The sequence below is a fragment of the Pristimantibacillus sp. PTI5 genome (genome assembly GCF_048572955.1).
Lineage (GTDB): Bacteria > Bacillota > Bacilli > Paenibacillales > Paenibacillaceae > Pristimantibacillus.
In genome coordinates, this window is the sequence record NZ_CP183886.1 from 3,360,439 (window position 1) to 3,379,459 (window position 19,021).

The 19,021-nt window shown below is 50.6% G+C and carries 17 protein-coding genes; 10 read left to right on the top strand and 7 right to left on the bottom strand.

Translation table 11 applies throughout. The features are described 5' to 3' along the window. Window positions 1-9 precede the first annotated feature (9 nt). The 3 genes from ACN6MW_RS15210 (at window position 10) to ACN6MW_RS15220 (ending at window position 2,731) form a co-directional block, all read left to right on the top strand. Window positions 10-891 (top strand): carbohydrate ABC transporter permease, encoded by an 882-nt coding sequence (locus ACN6MW_RS15210; RefSeq protein ID WP_419876082.1) that lies wholly within the window; start codon window positions 10-12, stop codon window positions 889-891. After that, entirely contained in the window at window positions 888-1,712 is an 825-nt protein-coding gene (locus ACN6MW_RS15215) for a carbohydrate ABC transporter permease (protein WP_419876083.1), read from the top strand. Before ACN6MW_RS15210 ends, ACN6MW_RS15215 begins: the two co-directional genes overlap by 4 nt. 83 nt (window positions 1,713-1,795) lie before the next feature. Continuing rightward, window positions 1,796-2,731: a glycosyl hydrolase gene (locus ACN6MW_RS15220; protein ID WP_419876084.1), complete on the top strand. Its 936-nt coding sequence runs from the start codon at window positions 1,796-1,798 to the stop codon at window positions 2,729-2,731. Window positions 2,732-2,821: 90 nt separating this feature from the next. Here ACN6MW_RS15220 and ACN6MW_RS15225 read toward each other — a convergent pair whose 3' ends face one another. Beyond that, window positions 2,822-3,607 carry a sugar phosphate isomerase/epimerase family protein gene (locus ACN6MW_RS15225; RefSeq protein WP_419876085.1) on the bottom strand — a complete coding sequence of 262 codons (786 nt, stop codon included), beginning with the start codon at window positions 3,605-3,607 and terminating at the stop codon, window positions 2,822-2,824. A 124-nt stretch (window positions 3,608-3,731) separates the two neighbouring features. Here ACN6MW_RS15225 and ACN6MW_RS15230 point away from each other — a divergent pair, with 124 nt between their 5' ends. Beyond that, on the top strand, window positions 3,732-4,559 hold the full coding sequence (locus ACN6MW_RS15230; protein WP_419876086.1) for an AraC family transcriptional regulator: 828 nt from the start codon (window positions 3,732-3,734) through the stop codon (window positions 4,557-4,559). Window positions 4,560-4,657: 98 nt separating this feature from the next. Here the strand turns inward: ACN6MW_RS15230 and ACN6MW_RS15235 are convergent, their stop codons facing one another. Both ACN6MW_RS15235 and helD read right to left on the bottom strand, forming a co-directional pair. Continuing rightward, complete coding sequence (locus ACN6MW_RS15235; protein WP_419876087.1) at window positions 4,658-6,154, bottom strand: MDR family MFS transporter; 1,497 nt, start codon at window positions 6,152-6,154, stop codon at window positions 4,658-4,660. A 225-nt stretch (window positions 6,155-6,379) separates the two neighbouring features. Then, window positions 6,380-8,797, bottom strand: coding sequence for an RNA polymerase recycling motor HelD (helD, locus tag ACN6MW_RS15240; protein ID WP_419876088.1), 2,418 nt, complete (start codon window positions 8,795-8,797; stop codon window positions 6,380-6,382). A 570-nt stretch (window positions 8,798-9,367) separates the two neighbouring features. Between helD and ACN6MW_RS15245 the strand changes: the two genes are divergently transcribed. Then, window positions 9,368-11,305, top strand: a complete 1,938-nt coding sequence (locus ACN6MW_RS15245) for a carbohydrate-binding domain-containing protein (protein ID WP_419876089.1) — start codon at window positions 9,368-9,370, stop codon at window positions 11,303-11,305. A gap of 176 nt (window positions 11,306-11,481) precedes the next feature. Here ACN6MW_RS15245 and ACN6MW_RS15250 read toward each other — a convergent pair whose 3' ends face one another. Beyond that, complete coding sequence (locus ACN6MW_RS15250) at window positions 11,482-11,868, bottom strand: carboxymuconolactone decarboxylase family protein (protein WP_419876090.1); 387 nt, start codon at window positions 11,866-11,868, stop codon at window positions 11,482-11,484. A gap of 75 nt (window positions 11,869-11,943) precedes the next feature. Continuing rightward, window positions 11,944-12,618: a Crp/Fnr family transcriptional regulator gene (locus tag ACN6MW_RS15255; RefSeq protein WP_419876091.1), complete on the bottom strand. Its 675-nt coding sequence runs from the start codon at window positions 12,616-12,618 to the stop codon at window positions 11,944-11,946. Between the two features lie 290 nt (window positions 12,619-12,908). On the opposite strand from ACN6MW_RS15255, the gene ACN6MW_RS15260 reads away from it, so the two are divergent. From ACN6MW_RS15260 to ACN6MW_RS15270, 3 genes are all read left to right on the top strand, one after another. Continuing rightward, the gene (locus ACN6MW_RS15260) at window positions 12,909-13,652 is read left to right on the top strand and encodes an SDR family oxidoreductase (RefSeq protein ID WP_419876092.1); all 744 of its coding nucleotides are present in this window, start codon (window positions 12,909-12,911) and stop codon (window positions 13,650-13,652) included. A gap of 137 nt (window positions 13,653-13,789) precedes the next feature. Further along, a complete protein-coding gene (locus ACN6MW_RS15265; protein ID WP_419876093.1) occupies window positions 13,790-14,380 on the top strand; it encodes a TetR/AcrR family transcriptional regulator in 591 nt (196 codons plus the stop codon). A gap of 71 nt (window positions 14,381-14,451) precedes the next feature. Further along, entirely contained in the window at window positions 14,452-15,075 is a 624-nt protein-coding gene (locus ACN6MW_RS15270) for a hypothetical protein (RefSeq protein ID WP_419876094.1), read from the top strand. Window positions 15,076-15,151: 76 nt separating this feature from the next. Here the strand turns inward: ACN6MW_RS15270 and udk are convergent, their stop codons facing one another. Further along, window positions 15,152-15,787 carry a uridine kinase gene (udk, locus tag ACN6MW_RS15275; RefSeq protein WP_419876095.1) on the bottom strand — a complete coding sequence of 212 codons (636 nt, stop codon included), beginning with the start codon at window positions 15,785-15,787 and terminating at the stop codon, window positions 15,152-15,154. A gap of 119 nt (window positions 15,788-15,906) precedes the next feature. On the opposite strand from udk, the gene msrA reads away from it, so the two are divergent. Both msrA and ACN6MW_RS15285 read left to right on the top strand, forming a co-directional pair. Continuing rightward, entirely contained in the window at window positions 15,907-16,584 is a 678-nt protein-coding gene (gene msrA / locus ACN6MW_RS15280) for a peptide-methionine (S)-S-oxide reductase MsrA (RefSeq protein WP_419876096.1), read from the top strand. Window positions 16,585-16,691: 107 nt separating this feature from the next. After that, on the top strand, window positions 16,692-17,612 hold the full coding sequence (locus ACN6MW_RS15285; protein ID WP_419876097.1) for an aldo/keto reductase: 921 nt from the start codon (window positions 16,692-16,694) through the stop codon (window positions 17,610-17,612). A 98-nt stretch (window positions 17,613-17,710) separates the two neighbouring features. Here ACN6MW_RS15285 and hflX read toward each other — a convergent pair whose 3' ends face one another. Next, the gene (gene hflX / locus ACN6MW_RS15290; RefSeq protein WP_419876098.1) at window positions 17,711-18,976 is read right to left on the bottom strand and encodes a GTPase HflX; all 1,266 of its coding nucleotides are present in this window, start codon (window positions 18,974-18,976) and stop codon (window positions 17,711-17,713) included. Window positions 18,977-19,021 lie beyond the last annotated feature (45 nt).

The following is a 19,021-nucleotide window of genomic DNA, read 5'->3' on the forward strand; positions in this document are numbered from 1 at the left end:
GCATACGGGATGAAACTGCTGAGATCTTTCCAATACCAAGTTTTTCTCATACCGATTTTACTTTTTTATACGGTATTTACGATTTACCCGCTTATCAAATCTTTCATTTTTAGCTTGACGGACTTTAACGGTTATTCCAAAGATTACGATTTCGTAGGTTTAACGAATTATATTAAAATTTTCAAGGATGCCGCTATCGTATCGGGTATATCCTATACCTTGCTTTTTGCCATATCGACAACGATTCTGACCACGCTGCTTGCCATTGTGCTTGCGTTAGTACTGGATCGGAATTTCTATACAAAAAATATTCATCGTGCCATCTTCTTCTTTCCGTCCATTCCGAGCGGTCTGATACTGGCTTACGTATGGGGCTTCATCCTGTCGCCAATCGGATCCGGCGTGTTGAACAGCGTGCTCCATGATTGGTTTGGCGCCGGTCCGCAGCCTTGGTTGTCCGAGCCTATGCTTGCCAAGCTTTCAACCATTCTCGTCGCGGTATGGGCAGGGGCAGGCTGGCATGCCGTTCTCTATCTGGCATTCCTGCAGGGCATCTCCAAGGATTATTACGAGGCGGCCTCGATTGACGGAGCGACGCGCTGGCAGCAAATTCGCAATATTACGCTGCCGCTGCTTGCGCCGGCTATGACGATTAGCGTCATGCTGCTCTTAACGGGAGGGCTTAAAGTATTTGAAATTCCGTTTGCGCTTACGAAGGGCGGACCGGGCTTCGAGACGCATACGATTACGCAGGTTATCGTACTGCGCGGCATCTCCGAGGTGCAGTTCGGACTGGCTTCAGCCATGTCCATTGTCTTCTTCCTTATTGTGCTGGCGCTCACCTATTTCCAAGTGACCGTTATGCAGCGCCGAGAGGAGAAAATGCAATGACCGAAACGAACCGTAAAAATTGGCTGCTTGATATTTTGATGCTGCCTGTCGGGCTCATTACGTTTTTCCCTTTTTACTTAATCATCGTGAACACCTTAAAGACGCCGGCTCAAACCGCGATGAATCCCATGAGCTTTCCGACAACGCTTAATTTCGATAATTATGTCCGCGTGTTTAAAGAGGTACCGCTTCTGCAGAGCTTCGGGAACAGCTTGCTCATCACGGTCGTTTCTGTGTTGCTTATGGTACTTATCGGGGCGATGGCTGCTTATCCCGTGGTGTTTAATCCGGGAAAAACCAATAAAATCATAATGGGCTATTTGCTCGCCGGTTTTCTGATTCCGTTCCAAACGACGCTTATTCCGCTCTTTGAGCTGATGACGCGGTTTCAACTTATTGATAAGCTGTACGGGCTGATGTTTATTTACATGGGGGGCTCGGTGTTCGTCTTCTTTCTGATGATGGGTTATATGAAGACCATACCGAAGGAACTTCCGGAAGCGGCCATTATTGACGGCTGTACGATCTGGGGCATCTTCTGGCGAATCATTTTCCCGCTGCTCAAGCCAATTACCGTCACGGCTATTATTTATCAGACGATGTGGGTATGGAATGATTTTCTTGCGCCGATGCTATTCCTCAATTCATCTGATAATGCCACGCTCGTCCTGCAGGTTTACAAAGCAAAGGGAGAGTTCGCAGTCGATTGGCCATTGTTCATGACATTGACGGTTATCGTCCTTATTCCGATCTTTATTTTCTTTATTCTCATGCAAAAGCAAATCGTTAAAGGCATTGTCGGCGGCGCTGTGAAGGGTTAAACGCAGCTTAATCTATTCTTGTCCCGCTGCCGGCTTGCCGGTACGCTGGAATGAATACTAAATCTAGGGAGACGATGATAATCATGAACGCACCTTTATTTCGAGATCCGATCTATGACGGCGCCGCCGATCCGGTCGTCATATGGAACCGCGAGGCCAAAGAGTGGTGGATGATCTATACGAATCGCAGGGCAACGGCGGAAGGACCAAAATTCGCTTGGGTGCACGGAACCGATTTGGGCGTGGCCTCTTCGCGCGACGGCGGGAAATCCTGGCTGTACCGGGGCACGATTCAGGGGCTCGACATTGAATGGGGCCGGAATACGTTCTGGGCGCCGGAAATTTACTGGCATGACGGCCTATATCACATGTATGTCAGCTACATTCAAGGCGTACCCGTTGATTGGCCTGACCATCGCCGCGATATTATGCATTATACGAGCACGAACTTGCTCGACTGGACCTTCCGCTCCAAGCTTGCGTTAAGCTCAGACCGCGTCATCGATTCCTGTATCCACGAACTGCCTGGCGGCGGCTTCCGCATGTGGTACAAGGATGAAGGCAATCATTCCTTTACTTATGCGGCAGACAGCAAGGATTTATTCGAGTGGAACGTGGTCGGTCCGGTTATTACGGGCCGCGGCCATGAAGGACCGAATGTTTTTTGGTTAAAAGGCGCCTATTGGATGATCGTAGACGAGTGGAGGGGGCAAGGCGTGTACCGGTCCGAGGATTTGGATACCTGGGAGCGTAACGGCCTCATTCTAGATCAGCCGGGAACGCGCGAGGATGACGGGACCATCGGGCTGCATGCCGACGTGGTTGTGCAAGGCGACAGCGCTTATATTTTCTATTTTACGCATCCTGGCAGAGCCGGCGCGCTTGACCAGGAAGGACAAGAGAAACGTTATGAAAGCAGGCGCTCTTCCGTGCAAGCCGCAAGATTGGATGTCATTGACGGCGTGCTGGTATGCGATCGAAACGAGCCATTCGAGCTCAGCTTATTGCCTGAAGAATAACCGTGATAATCAAAAAAAGACAAGCTAACGGATGTAATATCATTGGCTTGTCTTTTTTTTATGTACGGTGGAAGGACCTGCTCCGCTTACCTAACCGGCATCCGTTTGTATAGCTCGAATCATTTTTTGCATAAAATCAAAGCTATCCTCTAGTTCTTTGTTTGTCTCCAAGAGCGTGCATTCCGCGGAAATCATTCCCGTATAGTTTATTGCCCGCAGCGTCTCGGTAAACCTTTTATAGGGATAAGTTCCCGTCCCGGGCGCCAGCCTTCCGGTATCCGCAATATGGATGTGGGCAATCCAGTCTTTATATTCCATTAAAGCTTCCAGCGGTTCATTATCTTCGTCCATATGATAAAAATCCGCCAGCACTTGCACAATCGGGCTGTTGATTTGCTTCACCAGCTGCACAGCGTCGTGCACGCTGTTGATGAAATTGGATTCCTTGCGGTTTAGCGGCTCAAGCGCCAAAGTAACGCCATTTCCGGACCATTCCTCCGCAATCCAACGCAGTGCTTCCAGCATTTGCTCTTCCGCTCGCGGTCTCTCCCAGTCCTCCGGAATCGTACGCTGCCTGCCGCTGCCCAGCACGACTACCGTGGCGCCGATTTGGCTTGCTGCCTGACCTGCCCTGCGCACATATTGGCGAATCCGCTCCCGATCGGTTTGCGGACCGACCACCATCATACCTTGCGGAAAGAACAGGTTCATGGCCTGTACCTTTATCGGGGAGTCCAAATACTGCGGCAGCTTCTCCCGTAGAGCTTGATCGTCCTCAAGCGGCAGGGAAGATAAGGGGCATTCGATATAATCGAAACCTTTGCTTGCCAGCAGACCCGCTTGTTCAATGCCCATGCACCAGCCAATTTTATTCATAGCTTATACCTCCTATGCAGCGATTTGAACATTGATTTCATTGTACAAAGAGGATGAATCAAATAAAATGGTTACAAGTATGGTTTGATGGCTGTGAGTAATCCATAGTAAGGAATGGTTGCCGATGCTGGATCGAAATATCATGGACGCATTAATCGAAAATGTCGAGCTGAGGTTCAATAACAGCGGGTATTCCGATCATGAAATAGGATGGTCGGAGAGCAAGATGCACCCGGACTATGATTTGTGGTATGTGACAAGCGGTGAAATCACGATTGACTACCAGGGCGGGAGATTCACGGCCCGTGAAGGCGATATCGTATTCTTCAATCCCGGTGTTGCTTATTCCGCCTATTGTGTAGATGCACCCTGCAGCCATGTTTTCACCCATTTTGATTTCCAATTAGGAAAGCGAGTCCATTTTTTGAACGATTTCGATTTAATGGGCGTGATCCCTCGTCATAATTTTAAGACGGAGGGGCCTTTATTTCGCAGCACCTTCGACGCCTACAAAAATAAAGAACCGATGTCAGCATTGATGCTGAAAGGCTGCTTTCTCGTACTTCTTGCAAAACTTTTGGCCATTCCCAAAGAGAACTCCCCAGCCGCCAATACGCCCGTCGAACGGACGGTGCATTACGCCAAGCTGAAGCCGGTGCTTCAATATATCGACGAGCATATCGGAGAATCGATTCCGGCTGCGCTTTTGGCTGAAATGATCCATATGTCGCCTAAGTATTTCTATGCATTTTTCAAAATCAATATCGGATTAACGCCGCAAAGCTACATCACCAAAATGAGGATGAACCGAGCCCGGGAACTGCTTATGGACAGAAAGCTGACGGTCAAAGAAATCGCTTATCAGCTAGGCTTTTCCGATCCCTATACGTTTTCAAAAGTATTTAAACGCTTTCATAAAATCCCGCCCTCCCGATTTTCCGATCACACGTAGGATCGTGTTTGATGATCCTATATAGTCAGCAAAAAATAGCCTTGGCCGATTAACGGCCAAGGCTATTTGCATACGAGCGAATCGGAGCCGATTCGCGATTAGTGACCCACCATCATCGCCGGGTCCGGATTGTCCCCGCCGGCGGTTACGTCGTCTTCCTGCTGCTTCGGTTTACGCAGAAGGAGCGTCAGTGCGACACCCGCGGTCGTGAGGCACGCGGACAGGAAGAAAGTGTCGCCGTAACCCGCGACGACGGCGTTCAGCGGATTTGCGTCCGCTCCCGCGCTTGCGGCGTGGGAAGCGATTTGCGACGTCAGATAACCCGTCAGGCCCGCGACCGCGAACGAGACAACGACTTGCTGAGCTGCTGTTGTCAGCGGTGTAACGCGGCTCACCAGACGGCGAGGCGCAGAGTTCAGGACATGCGTGTTGAGCGGCATCATGGAGAAGCCCATGCCGAGGCCCATGATGCAGATGCACAGGATGATAACCCACAGCGAGGTATCCACCGCTATGCGGGACAAGACGAACAGGGAAACGGATACGACGGCAAGACCGGCGAAGGCGAGCGGACGCGCGCCGATCTTGTCGAACAACCGGCCGCTGATCGGCATGCCGATTGCCGCGCATAGCGCATAAGGCATCAGGATCCAGCCCGTTTCAAGCGCGGTGTAGTGCATGACGCCTTGCAGGTACAGCGGCACGATCAGCATTGCGCCGAACAGCGCAAGCTGTACGGTCCACGTCAAGATGATGCTGCGTGTAAAATCGGATGACTTGAACACTTTCAGCTCCAGCAGCGGCTGCTTCTGTGCCAGCTCCACGAAGATGAAGAGGATGAGCGCAATGCCGCCAATGGTCAAGCCCGTAATCGTCGAAGCCGAGGACCAACTGGTGCCGCCTTCGCTTACGCCGTACGCCAGCATGGAGAAGGCGATCGGCGCGAGGCACATGCCGATGAGGTCCAGATGCGGCGCCGCATCGCGGCCCGATTTCGGCAAATATTTATACCCGAGAATAAAGGCGATAATGCCGATCGGCAGATTGATGATGAAAATCCAGTGCCAGCTGACAGAATCGACCAGCCAGCCGGATAGCACCGGACCGAACGCCGGCGCAATCAGCATTGGGATGCCGAGTAAGCCCATGATGGATCCGCGGCGCTCTGGAGGCGCGAGCTTGAACACCATGGTCATCCCGATCGGGCCCACCATGCCGCCGCCCAAACCTTGAATGATGCGGTAAATGATCAGCTGTTCCGGCGTTTGCGCGATGCCGCACAGCACGGAGCCGATCGTGAACAGGGCGATTGTAATCATGAAAATTTGCTTAGAGCCGAATTTATCGGTCATCCAGCCTGCAAGCGGGATAACGGCGGATAAAGCCAGCGTATAGCCGGTGACTGTCCATTGAATCGTCTTCAGATCGGTGTCGAAATATTCAACGAGCTTCGGAATGGCATTATTGACGACGGTGCTGTCCAGAATAACCATGATCATGGCGACAATAATCGCCATGAGCGGCGGCAGAATGGCTTTCAGCGAGAAGTCGTCCCCGCCTGCTGCCACCGGTTTTGTTTGCGTAGGAGCTGACATAGGTCCCTGCTTTCTGCTCAACGAGCTGTATATGGATGAAAATAATGGCGGAGCAAGGTGAAACGGCTGATGCCGTCCTCTTGGCGGTACAGCGCGTTTCATTCCGGAGAATGCTAAGCCGGTTTATAATGTGAAACTTATAGATAATTAGAATTGAACAAATGGATCTGCTCGAAGGTGGGCGCCGACACGCGGAAATAGGAGTGGTCAATCACCCCCGATCCGTTAATATGGCGCTTTCTCGTACAAATTCGCAGGCAATGCCTGCACGAACGGGGACCAATCGCCCGTCGTGTAAAGATGAAGCCGGTGCATAGCCCGCGTACACGCCGTATAAAGAAGCTTGCGTTCGTTGTCCCGGCCGTAAGCTCCGGGCGAAGCATCATAGACCAAGACTGCATCGAACTCGACACCCTTGGCGAGATACACGGGAATGACCATCACTCCTTTTTCAAAGCCAAGCGTCTCCTTCGTAATGAGCCGTAGAGCTTCGCCTCCATGAATCCGTAACGATTCATGGGCCTCCCGGCTTTCGGCTGCGGTCTTCGTAATGACGGCGATGGAATCGAAGCCCTCGGCCATGAGCGCCGCGATGTCTGCCAGAATTTGCGCATCACGCTTCTCCCCGCCGTCCAGTCCAGTCAGAAGGGGCTTTTGGCCTCCCCTTTCAAACGGTGCAATTTCTTCCCCGCCTGGAAGCATCGATTTCGTGAATTCAACAATCTCCCTGGTTGAACGATAACTGCGTACAAGGCAGACAAGGCTTGTTTCGGCTTCACCGAAAAGGCGGACCAGCGGCGAATCGGCTGCAGCCAAACTTGTAGACTGCATGAAGATCGCTTGCCCGAAATCGCCGAGCACCGTCATCCGGGCACGGGGAAACAGCTTTTTAAGATATTCATATTGAAACGACGAATAATCCTGGCCCTCATCAACGAAGACATACCGGATTTCCGTGTTCGTCCGGACGCCTTCGATCAGTTCTTTTACATACAAATACGGTGTCGCATCCTCGTGGAGCAACTCGTTCCGGAGCAGCTTTTCTTTGGTTTGCCTACATATTTCAGACCAGAGAGGGGGGATGACGGCCCCATTCGTTTTCTCCCGATAAGCGGTTTCGCCCTCAAATAATTGCGCATATATGCTTTTGACATCTATAAACGAGAATTTCTTTACACTTTTCCTTAGCGGCTTAAAGCTTTCTTTCACGATCCTTCGGCGGAGCAGATCTTCTTCCCTCAGGGCGAAGTCAAAGTCGCCTTCATCTTCCCGGCGCTTGTTGTTCATTTTCTCGCGAACTGCGGCGTATTGTTCCGCAACGTCGAATACTTCCTTCTCTTTATGCAGCATTTCGAAGACTTCCGCATACTGCTCGGTGTCGAGATAATTCAACTCATCCTGTACCCAAGGCGCTTCCCGTTCCATGCGTTCCAGCGAAGCCAGTTCATTCAGCAGCCATTCTTGCAAGAGAACGACACGATTGAGCAACGGCAGGGAAGGATCATAACCGTAAAATTTCACTTTCATTCGCTCCGCGGTAATCAAATCGCGGTCCCGAATCCGAATACCGTTGAATTGCATGCCTTCCCGTCCCAACCACATTCCATAGTTCTGCAGGGCTTGCAGGAAAACCTCGGAAGTTTTATACTCGATCCCCTGAAGACGAGCCTCATACTCCGGCGCTCCTTGTGCGGTCAGTACATATTCGATCTGATCAAAGGGATCCTCCGGCCGTAACGAGGAACCCAGCCAATAGTCGAGATATTCTTGGAAAGTCGTCTGCTGCATATTCTCTTCACCGAGCTCCGGAAGGACGGTGGAGATATAGCTGGTAAACATCGGATTCGGTGAGAAAAGAACGATCTGATCAGCCCTGATCGTCTGGCGGTGTTTGTACAGCAAGTACGCCACCCGCTGCAATGCCGCGGAGGTCTTGCCGCTGCCCGCCGACCCTTGTACGATAAGCATCCGGCTTTTGTCATTGCGGATGATGGCGTTTTGTTCCTTCTGGATGGTTGCCACGATACTCTTCATTTGAGAGTCTGCACCTTTGCCGAGCACTTGCTGCAGCAGTTCGTCTCCGATCGTTTCATTCGCGTCAAACATGTTGCGGATTTGCCCGTTTTGAATCTGAAACTGCCGTTTGAGCTCCATCGTCCCTTCGATTCGTCCGGCCGGCGTGACATAAGACGCAAGGCCGGGGGAGTAGTCGTAGTACAGGCTCGCGATTGGCGTACGCCAGTCATAGATCAGAAAGCTCAATCCGTCTTCGTCGATGAAGGAAGATACGCCGATATAGATCCGCTCGCTGAGGTCCAGGCCATTCTCCTGGAAATCGATGCGTCCGAAATAAGGAGACGGGAGCAGACGGTTCACGCTTTTCCATTGCTGCGTCAACAGCTTGTGGCCGCGCTCCCGTTCGGCCAATATCGCGGACTGCTGGTTAATCGTGTAGAAGGTCTCTTCGAAATCTTCGTACGTGCTTGTGTTAATCGTAACTTCTTCCCAAAACCGTTTGCGGATATCCGCAGCCTGATCGTACAGCCCGGTAACCTCCGGCTCCAGTTCGGCGATTCTCGCCTGAAGCTTTTTCCTGACCTGTTCCAGCCGCTCTTGTTCCTGTCGTCCATCTTTCGCTTCCATCTCTCCCTGAACACACTCCTTTTTCCGTTTTCCGGGATAAAAAAGAGCATTGACAAATTAAAGTTCCGGGTGTACAATTAAAGTAGGGATAAAACTAAATACACTATTTATTTTAATTTGTCAATACGCTATCGATTATATCATAGCGCTATTTTGCATTCAATTTATTTTTTTTGTTACCTCCGGCAGAACTGAATAGTGACCCGGATTGTGGACAGTTTAAACAAACCACCGCGGAGTTAAGCTGCCAGGAGATGACCCTTGATATCAGGGGTCATTTTTTTTATGTCATAGGCGTTACGGCCCGCAGCGGATTTTACGAGTCGCGAAGCACGGCCCCAACCCCCCAACCTCAAAGGCGGGGGTTGGGGCCGTTTTTTAATAAGCGGTCTGTCGGGTGTGCGTTCGGCTGCGTATCCACGCTCAGTGAATCTTCAGACTCGTTTCAGGGCTGGCTCAGCTTTGTTTGATATTTTGTAAATAGTCCAAATGAAGATGACTGACGCCGAGATAGGCAACGGGGCAGCAGCCCTAAGTAAAACCTATCCGGATATTAGGGAGGATATAGTTATGAAAAAAAAGTTTATGCGCACAAAGCTGGCAATCGCGTTAATGAGTGCAGTCCTATTGGCTTCATGCAGCAGCAATGCAGACCCGCTCGCAAGTGAGGTGCCTGCTCAAACGGTCAGCGCAGGCGAGGTGGAGACGGTTGCGGACAACAGCACTGCTACGACAGTTAGTAAAACCGCCAGCGAACGGGTGACCTATAGCGAAGAAGATCTTGACAGCAGTTGGGAGGATATAGAACACAGTACGATTACTTTAAATGGGACGAGCGCCGCTATTGAAGGCACAGGGGCTGTTGTCGACGGCAATCAAGTCACGATTGCGCTGCCTGGCGTATATGTCGTAAGCGGGAAGCTTATTGAAGGGCAAATCATCGTTGATCTTGAGAGCGAAGGAACGGTTAAACTCGTTCTGAACGGTGCGGAGATCCATAATGCAGAAGGATCGGCAATTTACTCCAAACAAGCCGGGAAAACCATCATTTCTTTGCAGGAAGGAACGCAAAACATCGTATCGGATGGCGATAGCTATGCAAGTACCGGAGAAGATGATCCTACAGCAGCCATTTTCAGCGAGGATGATTTAACGATCAACGGAGCAGGCAGCCTGACGGTTGAGGGCAACTACAATGACGGCATCTCGGGTAAGGACGATGTGATGGTTGCCGGCGGCAATATTACGGTCCACGCAGCGGATGACGGCTTGGTCGGACGCGATATGCTGGCGATCAAAGAAGCAACGATCACGGTAGAGGCAGACGGCGACGGTTTGAAATCGACAAACGATACCGATGCATCGAAAGGTTATATCGTAATCGAGGGTGGCGTTTTTGACCTGAAAGCAGGCAATGACGGTATTCAAGCAGAAACGGAGCTGTTGATTTCAGGAGGCGAATACAGCATCGTAACGGGTGGCGGAAGCGCGAATGGCGCCGTAAAAGCAGAAGAAAATGGCCCGGGCGCAAGAGGCGTTCAGCAAACCGCTGCGGTTGAAACAAGCACCGCAGCGGAATCGGAGAGCGCGAAGGGCCTCAAAGCCGCTGCCGATATTACCATTAGCGGAGGCACATTTACAATCGATTCGGCGGATGACTCCATCCATAGCAATAACAGCCTTGTAATCGCAGCCGGAAAAATGTCGATCACTTCAGGCGATGACGGCATTCATGCCGATGCATCCATTGCAATTACGGGAGGCACTACCGATATTAGCAAAAGCTACGAGGGAATTGAAAGCATGCTTATCACCATCTCAGGTGGAGAAACGCATGTTGTCGCTAGCGACGACGGCATTAATGTTGGCGGAGGCAATGACCAATCGTCCGTAAACGGACGTGCTGGAGAAAATACGTTCAGCACTACCGGGGACAGCGGGCTCCATTTGGACGGCGGCTACGTGACGGTTGACTCGACGGGGGATGGCCTGGATTCAAACGGATCGATTTATATGACCGGCGGAACGGTAACCGTAAACGGACCGACGGGTAATAACAATGGCGCCTTGGATTATGACGGTGCGTTTGAAATAAGCGGCGGACTTCTGATTGCTGCGGGAAGCGCAGGAATGGCGCAAGCTCCCTCGGAGCAATCGACGCAGCCTTCCATCCTTATGCAATATTCATCCACGCAGGCAGCGGGCACTATTGTCAGTGTGAAAGACAGCGCCGGAAAGGAAATCGCGACCTTTGCTCCTGCGAAGGAATATCAAACCTTTGTCGTTTCCTCGCCTGATCTCAAACAGGACGGCAAGTATACGTTATATTCCGGTGGTACTTCCACGGGTACGGAAACAAACGGTCTTTACTCCGATGGGGTATACCAAGGCGGCAGCGAAATCGTCAGCGCGACTCCTGCCAGCTCCGTGACTTATTTGAATGAATCCGGCGTTACAACCGGAACAACAAATGGCGGCATGGGCGGAGGCCGCAGGACGCGCGGATAAATGTAAGGGCAAGCCGTTAAGGAATACGTTCAATGAACCAATTTGGATGAGTTGAATCGCGGTTGAGCAAAGCCGCGGCCATGCTTAACCAGTACTACGCCAAAAAAAAGCGACCTTTCGAGGTCGCTTTTTTTTGGCGTCATTTCATGATGCTCCGGATACAGGCGATACGCTGTTCAGCAGAAACAATCTGGCGAAGCGGGCGGCTGTTCTTTGCCCGTAAGGGGCGGCAGCTTAGTATCCTCCATCGCTAACAGGGCATGCGTCGCATGGCTGAGAACGGCGCCGGCCCGGGTGGATGCGGCAACGAGCACGGCTTCGAAAATTTCTTCGCGTGTTCCTCCCATGTCCACATATCTCTTCACATGCACATCAATGCAGTAGGGGCATCCCGTGACGTGGGCAACGGCTATGGCAATAAGCTCCTTCGTTTTTAAAGGCAGTACCTCCGAGGAATGGTAAATTTCCTTTTCAAAAGTTAAAAAAGCGGCAGCAGCTTGCGGAGAAAGCTTCATGAGCTCGGGAATGCGATTCAGATTCGAACGGTCATAATAATGATTCATCAATATCCTCTCCCTTTTATCCTTATGAATCTGAATTAATCTTAGGCGTTTTTGGGAGAAGGCTCAGTGATAATGTCACATATGCTTTTCTAAAACGGTTTTCAAAATCCCGGGATTTAAAATAGAAATTTGACCTCTGCTAAGCGCTATGGCTTCCTTATTCGCAAAGTCTTTCAAGATTCGGCTTACCACCTCGCGGGAAGTGCCTAATTCGACGGCTAATTGCTCATGGGTAATGCGTAGGGTTGAAGGCAGCGGCAAAGCGGAATGAGAAATCAGGTAATCCGCAATGCGATAGGGTACGGGGTTAAATGCGACGTTTTCTAGAAGCCCGGTAACGCGGGTCATTCGTTCAATAATCTGTTTGTAAATGAATTGTCTGACCGGTTTAAAGGCGGCCATCCAGTCTCGAAATTGTTCGACAGGAATGAGAAGCACGTCCATTTCGGCTTCGATTGACACGTTAGCTTCATATTCCGTTTCTCCGAGGATGCTTGCCATCATCAGTACGCAGCATTCGCCGCCTTGAACGCGGTACAAGGTGATTTCCCTGCCCGAAGGGCTGATTTTGTATACTCGAATCGATCCGCTGACAATAAACATGGCATGCTGAAAAAGATGCCCTTCGCGAATGGCATGCGGCGTCGCGGGTGTGACGGTAACGAGCTCGGCAGAATTCCACTGGCCATGGGGGACGCAGGAGAAACAGGGAAATAAGCGGATAGCTCGATCAATTTGGGCTGTATTCATCGTTAAACTCCTTCTGCAGATAATGCAACAAGTTTGCTGTCCGCGTCCGATCTAATCTATTCGATAAGAAATTATACTATTTTTCATGATATGGCAAGTCAGATAGAGGTTGTTAGATGACAGAATAACAATTATGTCATTTGACAGTTGTTTTGTGTCGCCATATAATCAAAGCAAAAAGAACATTAAGAGCAAACCAACGAATGCATACCTATAGCCTCGGCAGAGATTTTTATCATTATTTTGAAGGATAACTATCAAATCTAATATACGAACAGGCGGGAAAAAACATGGAAAACAAATTGGCAGGCAAAGTAGCTTTGGTAACTGGGGCATCTAGAGGCATAGGCCAGAAGATTGCGGAGGAGCTGGCGCGGCAAGGGGCAAAGGTTGTAGTAAACTATGCGAGCAGCCCGGGTAAGGCGGAAGAGGTTGCAGCAGGCATCAAAGCGCAAGGCGGAGAAGCCGTTGCCATTCAAGCGGATATCGGAAAGGTAGCGGAAGTAGAGCAGCTGTTCCGCAAAACGCTGGAGGCTTACGGACAAGTCGACATTTTGGTTAACAATGCGGGTGTCATGATTACCAAGCCGTTACTCCAAACGACGGAAGAGGATTTCGATAAGCAGTTTGACATTAACGTCAAAGGGACATTTTTCGCGATCCAGCAGGCGGCTATTCATATGAAGGAGAACGGGCGCATTATTAATTTTTCCACATCGGTAACGGGTCAAATGTTTCCCGCATACAGCTCGTACGCCGGTACCAAAGGCGCCGTGGAACAATTCACTCGCCAGCTGGCCAAAGAGATTGGACCTAAAGGGATCACGATTAATGCCGTTGCGCCGGGCCCGGTGAATACGGAGCTTTTCACCGTCGGCAAGTCGGAGGAGCAAATAACAGCGGTCGGTAATATGAATTCATTCGGACGTTTGGGCGAACCGGAAGACATTTCGAGAGTCGTTCTGTTCTTGGCGAGCGCGGAATCGCAGTGGATAACGGGCCAGACGATTCGTGTGAACGGCGGATTTATTTAAGCCATAACCGTCTTGTAAACTTAACGCAATGGTTGATCTGTATTGCAAAATATAATTTTTGCTATAATGAAAAGACCGATAGGAGGGGAAATGGGTAATCGAATTTGGATTTATTTTAGAAGCGGTTACTCCTTCAAATGACGACAAATGATACGCCATTAACGAAAGAAATGATTTTAGACGCGGCTGAACAGGTGCTTCGGCGTTATGGGCCAGATAAAACCTCGGTCATAGATATTGCCAAGGTGCTTCAAGTCAGCCATGGCACATTATATCGGCATTTTGCCAGCAAAGCCTCGCTGCGGGAAGCCGTCACGGAGAGATGGCTTCAGTATAGTATAGCTGCCCCTTTAGAAGAAATCGCAGGCAGGACGGACGGTAGCTCGATCGAGCGCCTTCGCTTGTGGCTGGTGACGCTCATTCATGCGAAGCGTAAATTTGCCGTCGAGGATGCAGAGATGTTCGGTATGTATGCAGCGGTTACGATGATAGAAGTGGATATGATTACTGCCCATGTTAACCGTCTTATTCGGCAGATTGCGCAAATCATCGAACAAGGGATGGCGAACCGCGAGTTTAAGCCTGGACAATCGGCGCCGCATGCGAAAGCGGTATTTTTAGCAACCTCACGCTTCCATCATCCTGCACATGCCAAGGAATGGTCATTGGAGACGGTAGACGATGACTTTGAAGCAGTTTGGCAGCTGCTGCTTACAGGTCTAGCTTGATGGGATTGAGGGATAGGGAAGGACTGCAATGAAGCAGCTTAGCTAAGAGCAGGCGAATGGAGGCATCCTGAATGAATGTATTTTTATTGAATCCGGGTCTTCATGGAGCCAAGCATATCCCCGTTTTTCTAAAAGAGAATTATGTGGGCTTTGCCTGGCCGGGTATGGGGGATTTGGAGAATGTAAGCAGCCCGGAATGGCAGAAGCAAGCGGTACAAGCGTATAAGGCTGAGGGGCAAACGCTGCTTGAGATTTTAGAGGAGATCGGGAGCTTTGTCTACGGCATGCAGGATGGAGATTATCTTTTCGTAACGGATGGTGATTATGTTCATCTTGGGGATCTTGGCGACTACTTTTATGTGGAGAGTCAAGAGGCTGACGAGGAAGTCCTCAATCATCGACGCGGCGTGACTTGGCTGAAGAGCGTGCCGAAGGCGGAGACCCATCCCGAGCTGAAGTCATTTCTTAATCGCGGAGCGAAGATAGCGAAGCTCGAATCATCCGTATCGCAGGAGCAATTGGAGTATTGGATGACAAACTCCGCCAAACCAAGACCGGAAGCGGCGATATCGGCGCGGGTCGACGAAGAGACGATTGCGAGAGCGCTCGATTTATTAAAGGAAGCGATGAGCAGCGGGGATGCGGATCGAAGGGAACGGGCCGCAATAGCCATTCTTCAGTTCGCAAAAGCATAAGTAATAAATACGTTATTAAAAATAAAAAGAAGAGCGCCGCGAAGGGTGCTCTTCTTTATTGCGTCAGGTACAGTCGTTACAAATCGAACGGTGCTGGACCGTCAGTCAAATATTTCTCCGTCAAGATCGACAACAGCTGTATGCCTACTTCATTATGTCCGCCCTCGGGAATGATGAGATCGGCATATTTTTTGGAGGGCTCGATAAATGCTTCGTGCATCGGCTTCACGGTATTCAGGTATTGGTCATGCACGGACTGAATGGTCCGCCCGCGTTCTTCGATATCCCGCAGCACGCGGCGCAGAATACGCACATCGGGATCTGTATCGACAAATACCTTAATATCGAGTACCTGCCGGATGCTTTCCTCGGACAGCACATGAAGTCCTTCAAGAATAACGATTTTATTCGGCTTAAGCTCTACCGTTTGGTCCGAGGAGCGGGCATGGACGGTAAAATCGTAGACCGGAGCGTAAGCCGTTTCGCCTGCTTTGAGCAACAGAAGATCGTTTGCGAGAAGCTCGATATCAAAAGCGAGCGGATGATCGTAATTAATCAGCTCGCGTTCGGCAAAGCTGAGATGCGTAGGATTTTTATAATAATTATCCTGGGATATGAACGTTACTTTATCTGATCCAAGACGGTCAATAACGGAGCGGGCAACCGTTGTTTTGCCTGATCCGGTGCCGCCGGCGATTCCAATAATAAGCATGGCGCTAAGATAAACCTCCCTATGATGTTGCCTGTGCAATTTTAGTATTGTAGCATAGCATTCACATAATTTCATCTCGGCAGTACAAATATTTCTATTTTTCAGAAGGAGGCGTCCTGATGGACCATGAAGCCAATCTAACCAGCGGAAAAGAGCCGTTAAATTCCGGTAATGAGCTTCAGCTTGCCATGTTTGGCATGGGGTGTTTTTGGAGCCCGGAAGCCTTGTTCGGACATTTGCCGGGTGTCATTAAAACCCGCGTCGGTTATGCGGGCGGCACAGCCGCCAATCCGACTTACCGTCAAATGGGCGATCACACGGAAACGGTTCAAGTGGAATTTGACTCCGGCCGCATCTCCTTTGAAGAAATATTGAACGTGTTTTGGGACAGCCATAACCCGGTTAATATTAATGAGTATAAAGGGCGGCAATACATGTCGCTGCTGTTTTATTTCGATGAACGGCAACAAGACACGATACGGCATGTACTGCAAAACCGGAAGGAGCAGGGCAAGGCCGAGCCGGCGACGGAGGTTGTTCCCGCGGCTCCCTTTACCCTTGCGGAGGATAAGCATCAAAAGTATTATCTCAAAAGATTTCCCGATGCGATCGAAAAGCTAAGCACTCTGTACGCGACAGAGTCGGATTTGCGAAACTCTACCTTGGCTGCGCGCTTGAACGGCTTGGCTAAGGGATATACGAGCTTGGGACGTATTTTGGAGGAAATTTATCAGTGGTCATTCGAACACCGCGATCAGCAGCTCTTGATCGATCTGATCAAAAAAATAAGGTGGTAGATGCGCCTGCGGAGCATTAAGAAGGCTAGAAGGTTATTTCCTATTTATGGTTTATAGAGTTAAAATGAAATAGACAAGCAATAACTCAATTGGAAGGAGTGTTGATCATGAAATATCGGAGACTGGGAAGCACGGAGCTGGAAGTATCGGTAATCGGTCTTGGAACCTGGCAGTTTGGAGGCGAGTGGGGGAGAGAGTATACGCAGGAGGAAGCGGATGCGGTTCTCGACAAAGGCCGAGAGCTCGGCATTAATCTGATCGATACTGCGGAATGTTATGGCGATCATCTCTCGGAGTCCCTCATCGGAGATTATATCAGCCGCCGCAACCGGGAAGATTGGATCATTGCGACCAAGTTCGGCCATCATTTCCATGAGCGCTTCACGCGCACTGATGTCTTTGACGCTCAAGGCGTTGTAGCGCAGCTGGATGCTTCGCTGAAGGCACTGAAGACTGAATACATCGATCTTTATCAATTCCATTCGGGTCCGGACCAGGCGTTTGACAACGATGAGCTGTGGACTACGCTGGATAAGCAAATCGCGGCGGGCAAAATCCGTTTCCTAGGCACCTCAATCGGCAGCAATGACAATCTTCATCAAACCGAGGCATCCTCCAAGGTGAATTCGAGAGCCATTCAGGTTGTATATAACCGGCTCGACCGCGCGCCGGAGGAGCGGGTATTCCCTACGTGCCAGAAGCAGGATCTGGGCGTATTGGCACGCGTTCCTTTGGCGAGCGGCTACCTAAGCGGAAAATATAAGCCGGGAGCTGTTTTTGGCGATAACGATGTGCGTCACCGGCATGATAAGGAAAGCACGCGCCTGCGACTGCTGGAGGTGGAGCATATTCAGCGGGAAGAGGTTCCGAAAGGCGTCACGATGGCCAGCTGGGCGCTCGCATGGTGCTTGAAGCATCATGCGGTAACGGCGGTCATTCCCGGCTGCAAGGATCCCGAGCAGGTTGAAGCGAATGCGAAAGCGGCGGAGCTGGTTACGGAGCCTCATCCGCAGGACATCACCCGTTAGGACAGCGAAGCGGAAAACGGTAGGTTTCATAAAAAAACGGCAGCCTGGGACGGCGTTATCCGACCTAGGCTGCCGTTTTATTATTGTAGTTTGACTAGTTACAGCACGATAACATCCTCGCGGTATTTCTCGAAATCAGATACGCGGCATTCCAGCTTCATTCGCGTGCCTTCCGGTTCGTACTCCGTCGCTTCGACATGGGCATGCTCGTTAAAATAAGCGACAAGACGCCCCTGGCTAAACGGAATCAACAGCTCGCATTTCATATAATCATCGAAGATATGGTCGCGAATCACCTGAATCAGCTCATCCAAACCGCTTTTGTTCCTCGCCGACAAATAGACATTGTTATCCGAGACCGCTGGGTAAGGATGCTCCGTCAAGTCGCATTTATTGTAGGCGTAGATTGTCGGAATATCGTAAGCGCGCAGCTCTTTCAAGGTCTCATTCGTCACGGAAACGAGCTGCTCATATTCATCATGGGAGTAATCGACGACATGAACCAGCAAATCGGCTTCGGCTACTTCCTCCAGGGTGGAGCGAAAGGCTTTCACGAGATGGTGGGGGAGCTGGCTTACGAAGCCGACGGTATCCGTCAGCAGAAAAGATTTTTTGTCTGGCAGATCAATGCTTCTAACCGAGGTCTCGAGCGTCGCAAACAGCATATCCTGCGCGAACACCTGCTTCGTTGTCTCGGGATTGTATTTCTCGAGCAAAGCGTTCATCAAGCTGGATTTTCCCGTATTGGTATACCCAACGAGACAGACGACGGGCACCTCGTTCTTTTGCCGCTGCTTCCGCTGAATCTGGCGCCTAGCCACAAGCTTATCCAGCTCGGCCTGCAAAGCGGTTATTCTTTCCTCGATCCGTCTCCGGTCGAGCTCGAGCTTCGTCTCGCCGGCGCCTCTGTTCTTGAGGCCGGCGCCGCCGCCCTGCCGCCCGAGCGATGCGCGCAGGCCGACAAGCCGGGGCAGCATATATTGAAGCCTGGCGACTTCGACCTGCAGCTGGGCTTCTCTCGTTTTGGCGCGTTCCGCGAAGATATCCAAGATCAGAATTGTCCGGTCAATGACCGTCCGCTCCAATGAAGCCTCCAAATTTCGAATTTGGGAGGGAGACAGCTCATCGTTGAAAATAACGACCTGCGCGTCATGCGCTTCGAGCAGCGCAAGCAGCTCTTGAATTTTACCGGTCCCGATATAATGGGATGGGTTTATGCGGGAAGCCTTTTGGCTCAGCTCGTCGGCCACCTCGATATAGCAGGCGGCCGCCAGGTTGCGGAGCTCCTCCATGGAGTAGGCAAAATCCGTTTGATTTTGAAGCTGAACGCCCACGATGACCGCTTTTTGCTTCGGTTGTTCCATTATTCATCATCCTCTAAGGTTATTTATTATACAAAAAAACACAGG

Bases quoted from the DNA above. Each gene is read 5' to 3' on its own strand.
- msrA (WP_419876096.1), top strand. From the start codon at position 15,907: ATGGACCATGAAGCCAATCTAACCAGCGGAAAAGAGCCGTTAAATTCC.
- ACN6MW_RS15245 (WP_419876089.1), top strand. From the start codon at position 9,368: ATGAAAAAAAAGTTTATGCGCACAAAGCTGGCAATCGCGTTAATGAGT.
- ACN6MW_RS15225 (WP_419876085.1), bottom strand. From the start codon at position 3,607: ATGAATAAAATTGGCTGGTGCATGGGCATTGAACAAGCGGGTCTGCTG.
- ACN6MW_RS15215 (WP_419876083.1), top strand. From the start codon at position 888: ATGACCGAAACGAACCGTAAAAATTGGCTGCTTGATATTTTGATGCTG.
- ACN6MW_RS15260 (WP_419876092.1), top strand. From the start codon at position 12,909: ATGGAAAACAAATTGGCAGGCAAAGTAGCTTTGGTAACTGGGGCATCT.
- ACN6MW_RS15250 (WP_419876090.1), bottom strand. From the start codon at position 11,868: ATGAATCATTATTATGACCGTTCGAATCTGAATCGCATTCCCGAGCTC.
- udk (WP_419876095.1), bottom strand. From the start codon at position 15,787: ATGCTTATTATTGGAATCGCCGGCGGCACCGGATCAGGCAAAACAACG.
- ACN6MW_RS15255 (WP_419876091.1), bottom strand. From the start codon at position 12,618: ATGAATACAGCCCAAATTGATCGAGCTATCCGCTTATTTCCCTGTTTC.
- ACN6MW_RS15235 (WP_419876087.1), bottom strand. From the start codon at position 6,154: ATGTCAGCTCCTACGCAAACAAAACCGGTGGCAGCAGGCGGGGACGAC.
- ACN6MW_RS15220 (WP_419876084.1), top strand. From the start codon at position 1,796: ATGAACGCACCTTTATTTCGAGATCCGATCTATGACGGCGCCGCCGAT.
- ACN6MW_RS15265 (WP_419876093.1), top strand. From the start codon at position 13,790: ATGACGACAAATGATACGCCATTAACGAAAGAAATGATTTTAGACGCG.
- ACN6MW_RS15270 (WP_419876094.1), top strand. From the start codon at position 14,452: ATGAATGTATTTTTATTGAATCCGGGTCTTCATGGAGCCAAGCATATC.
- ACN6MW_RS15230 (WP_419876086.1), top strand. From the start codon at position 3,732: ATGCTGGATCGAAATATCATGGACGCATTAATCGAAAATGTCGAGCTG.
- helD (WP_419876088.1), bottom strand. From the start codon at position 8,797: ATGGAAGCGAAAGATGGACGACAGGAACAAGAGCGGCTGGAACAGGTC.
- ACN6MW_RS15285 (WP_419876097.1), top strand. From the start codon at position 16,692: ATGAAATATCGGAGACTGGGAAGCACGGAGCTGGAAGTATCGGTAATC.
- hflX (WP_419876098.1), bottom strand. From the start codon at position 18,976: ATGGAACAACCGAAGCAAAAAGCGGTCATCGTGGGCGTTCAGCTTCAA.
- ACN6MW_RS15210 (WP_419876082.1), top strand. From the start codon at position 10: ATGAAACTGCTGAGATCTTTCCAATACCAAGTTTTTCTCATACCGATT.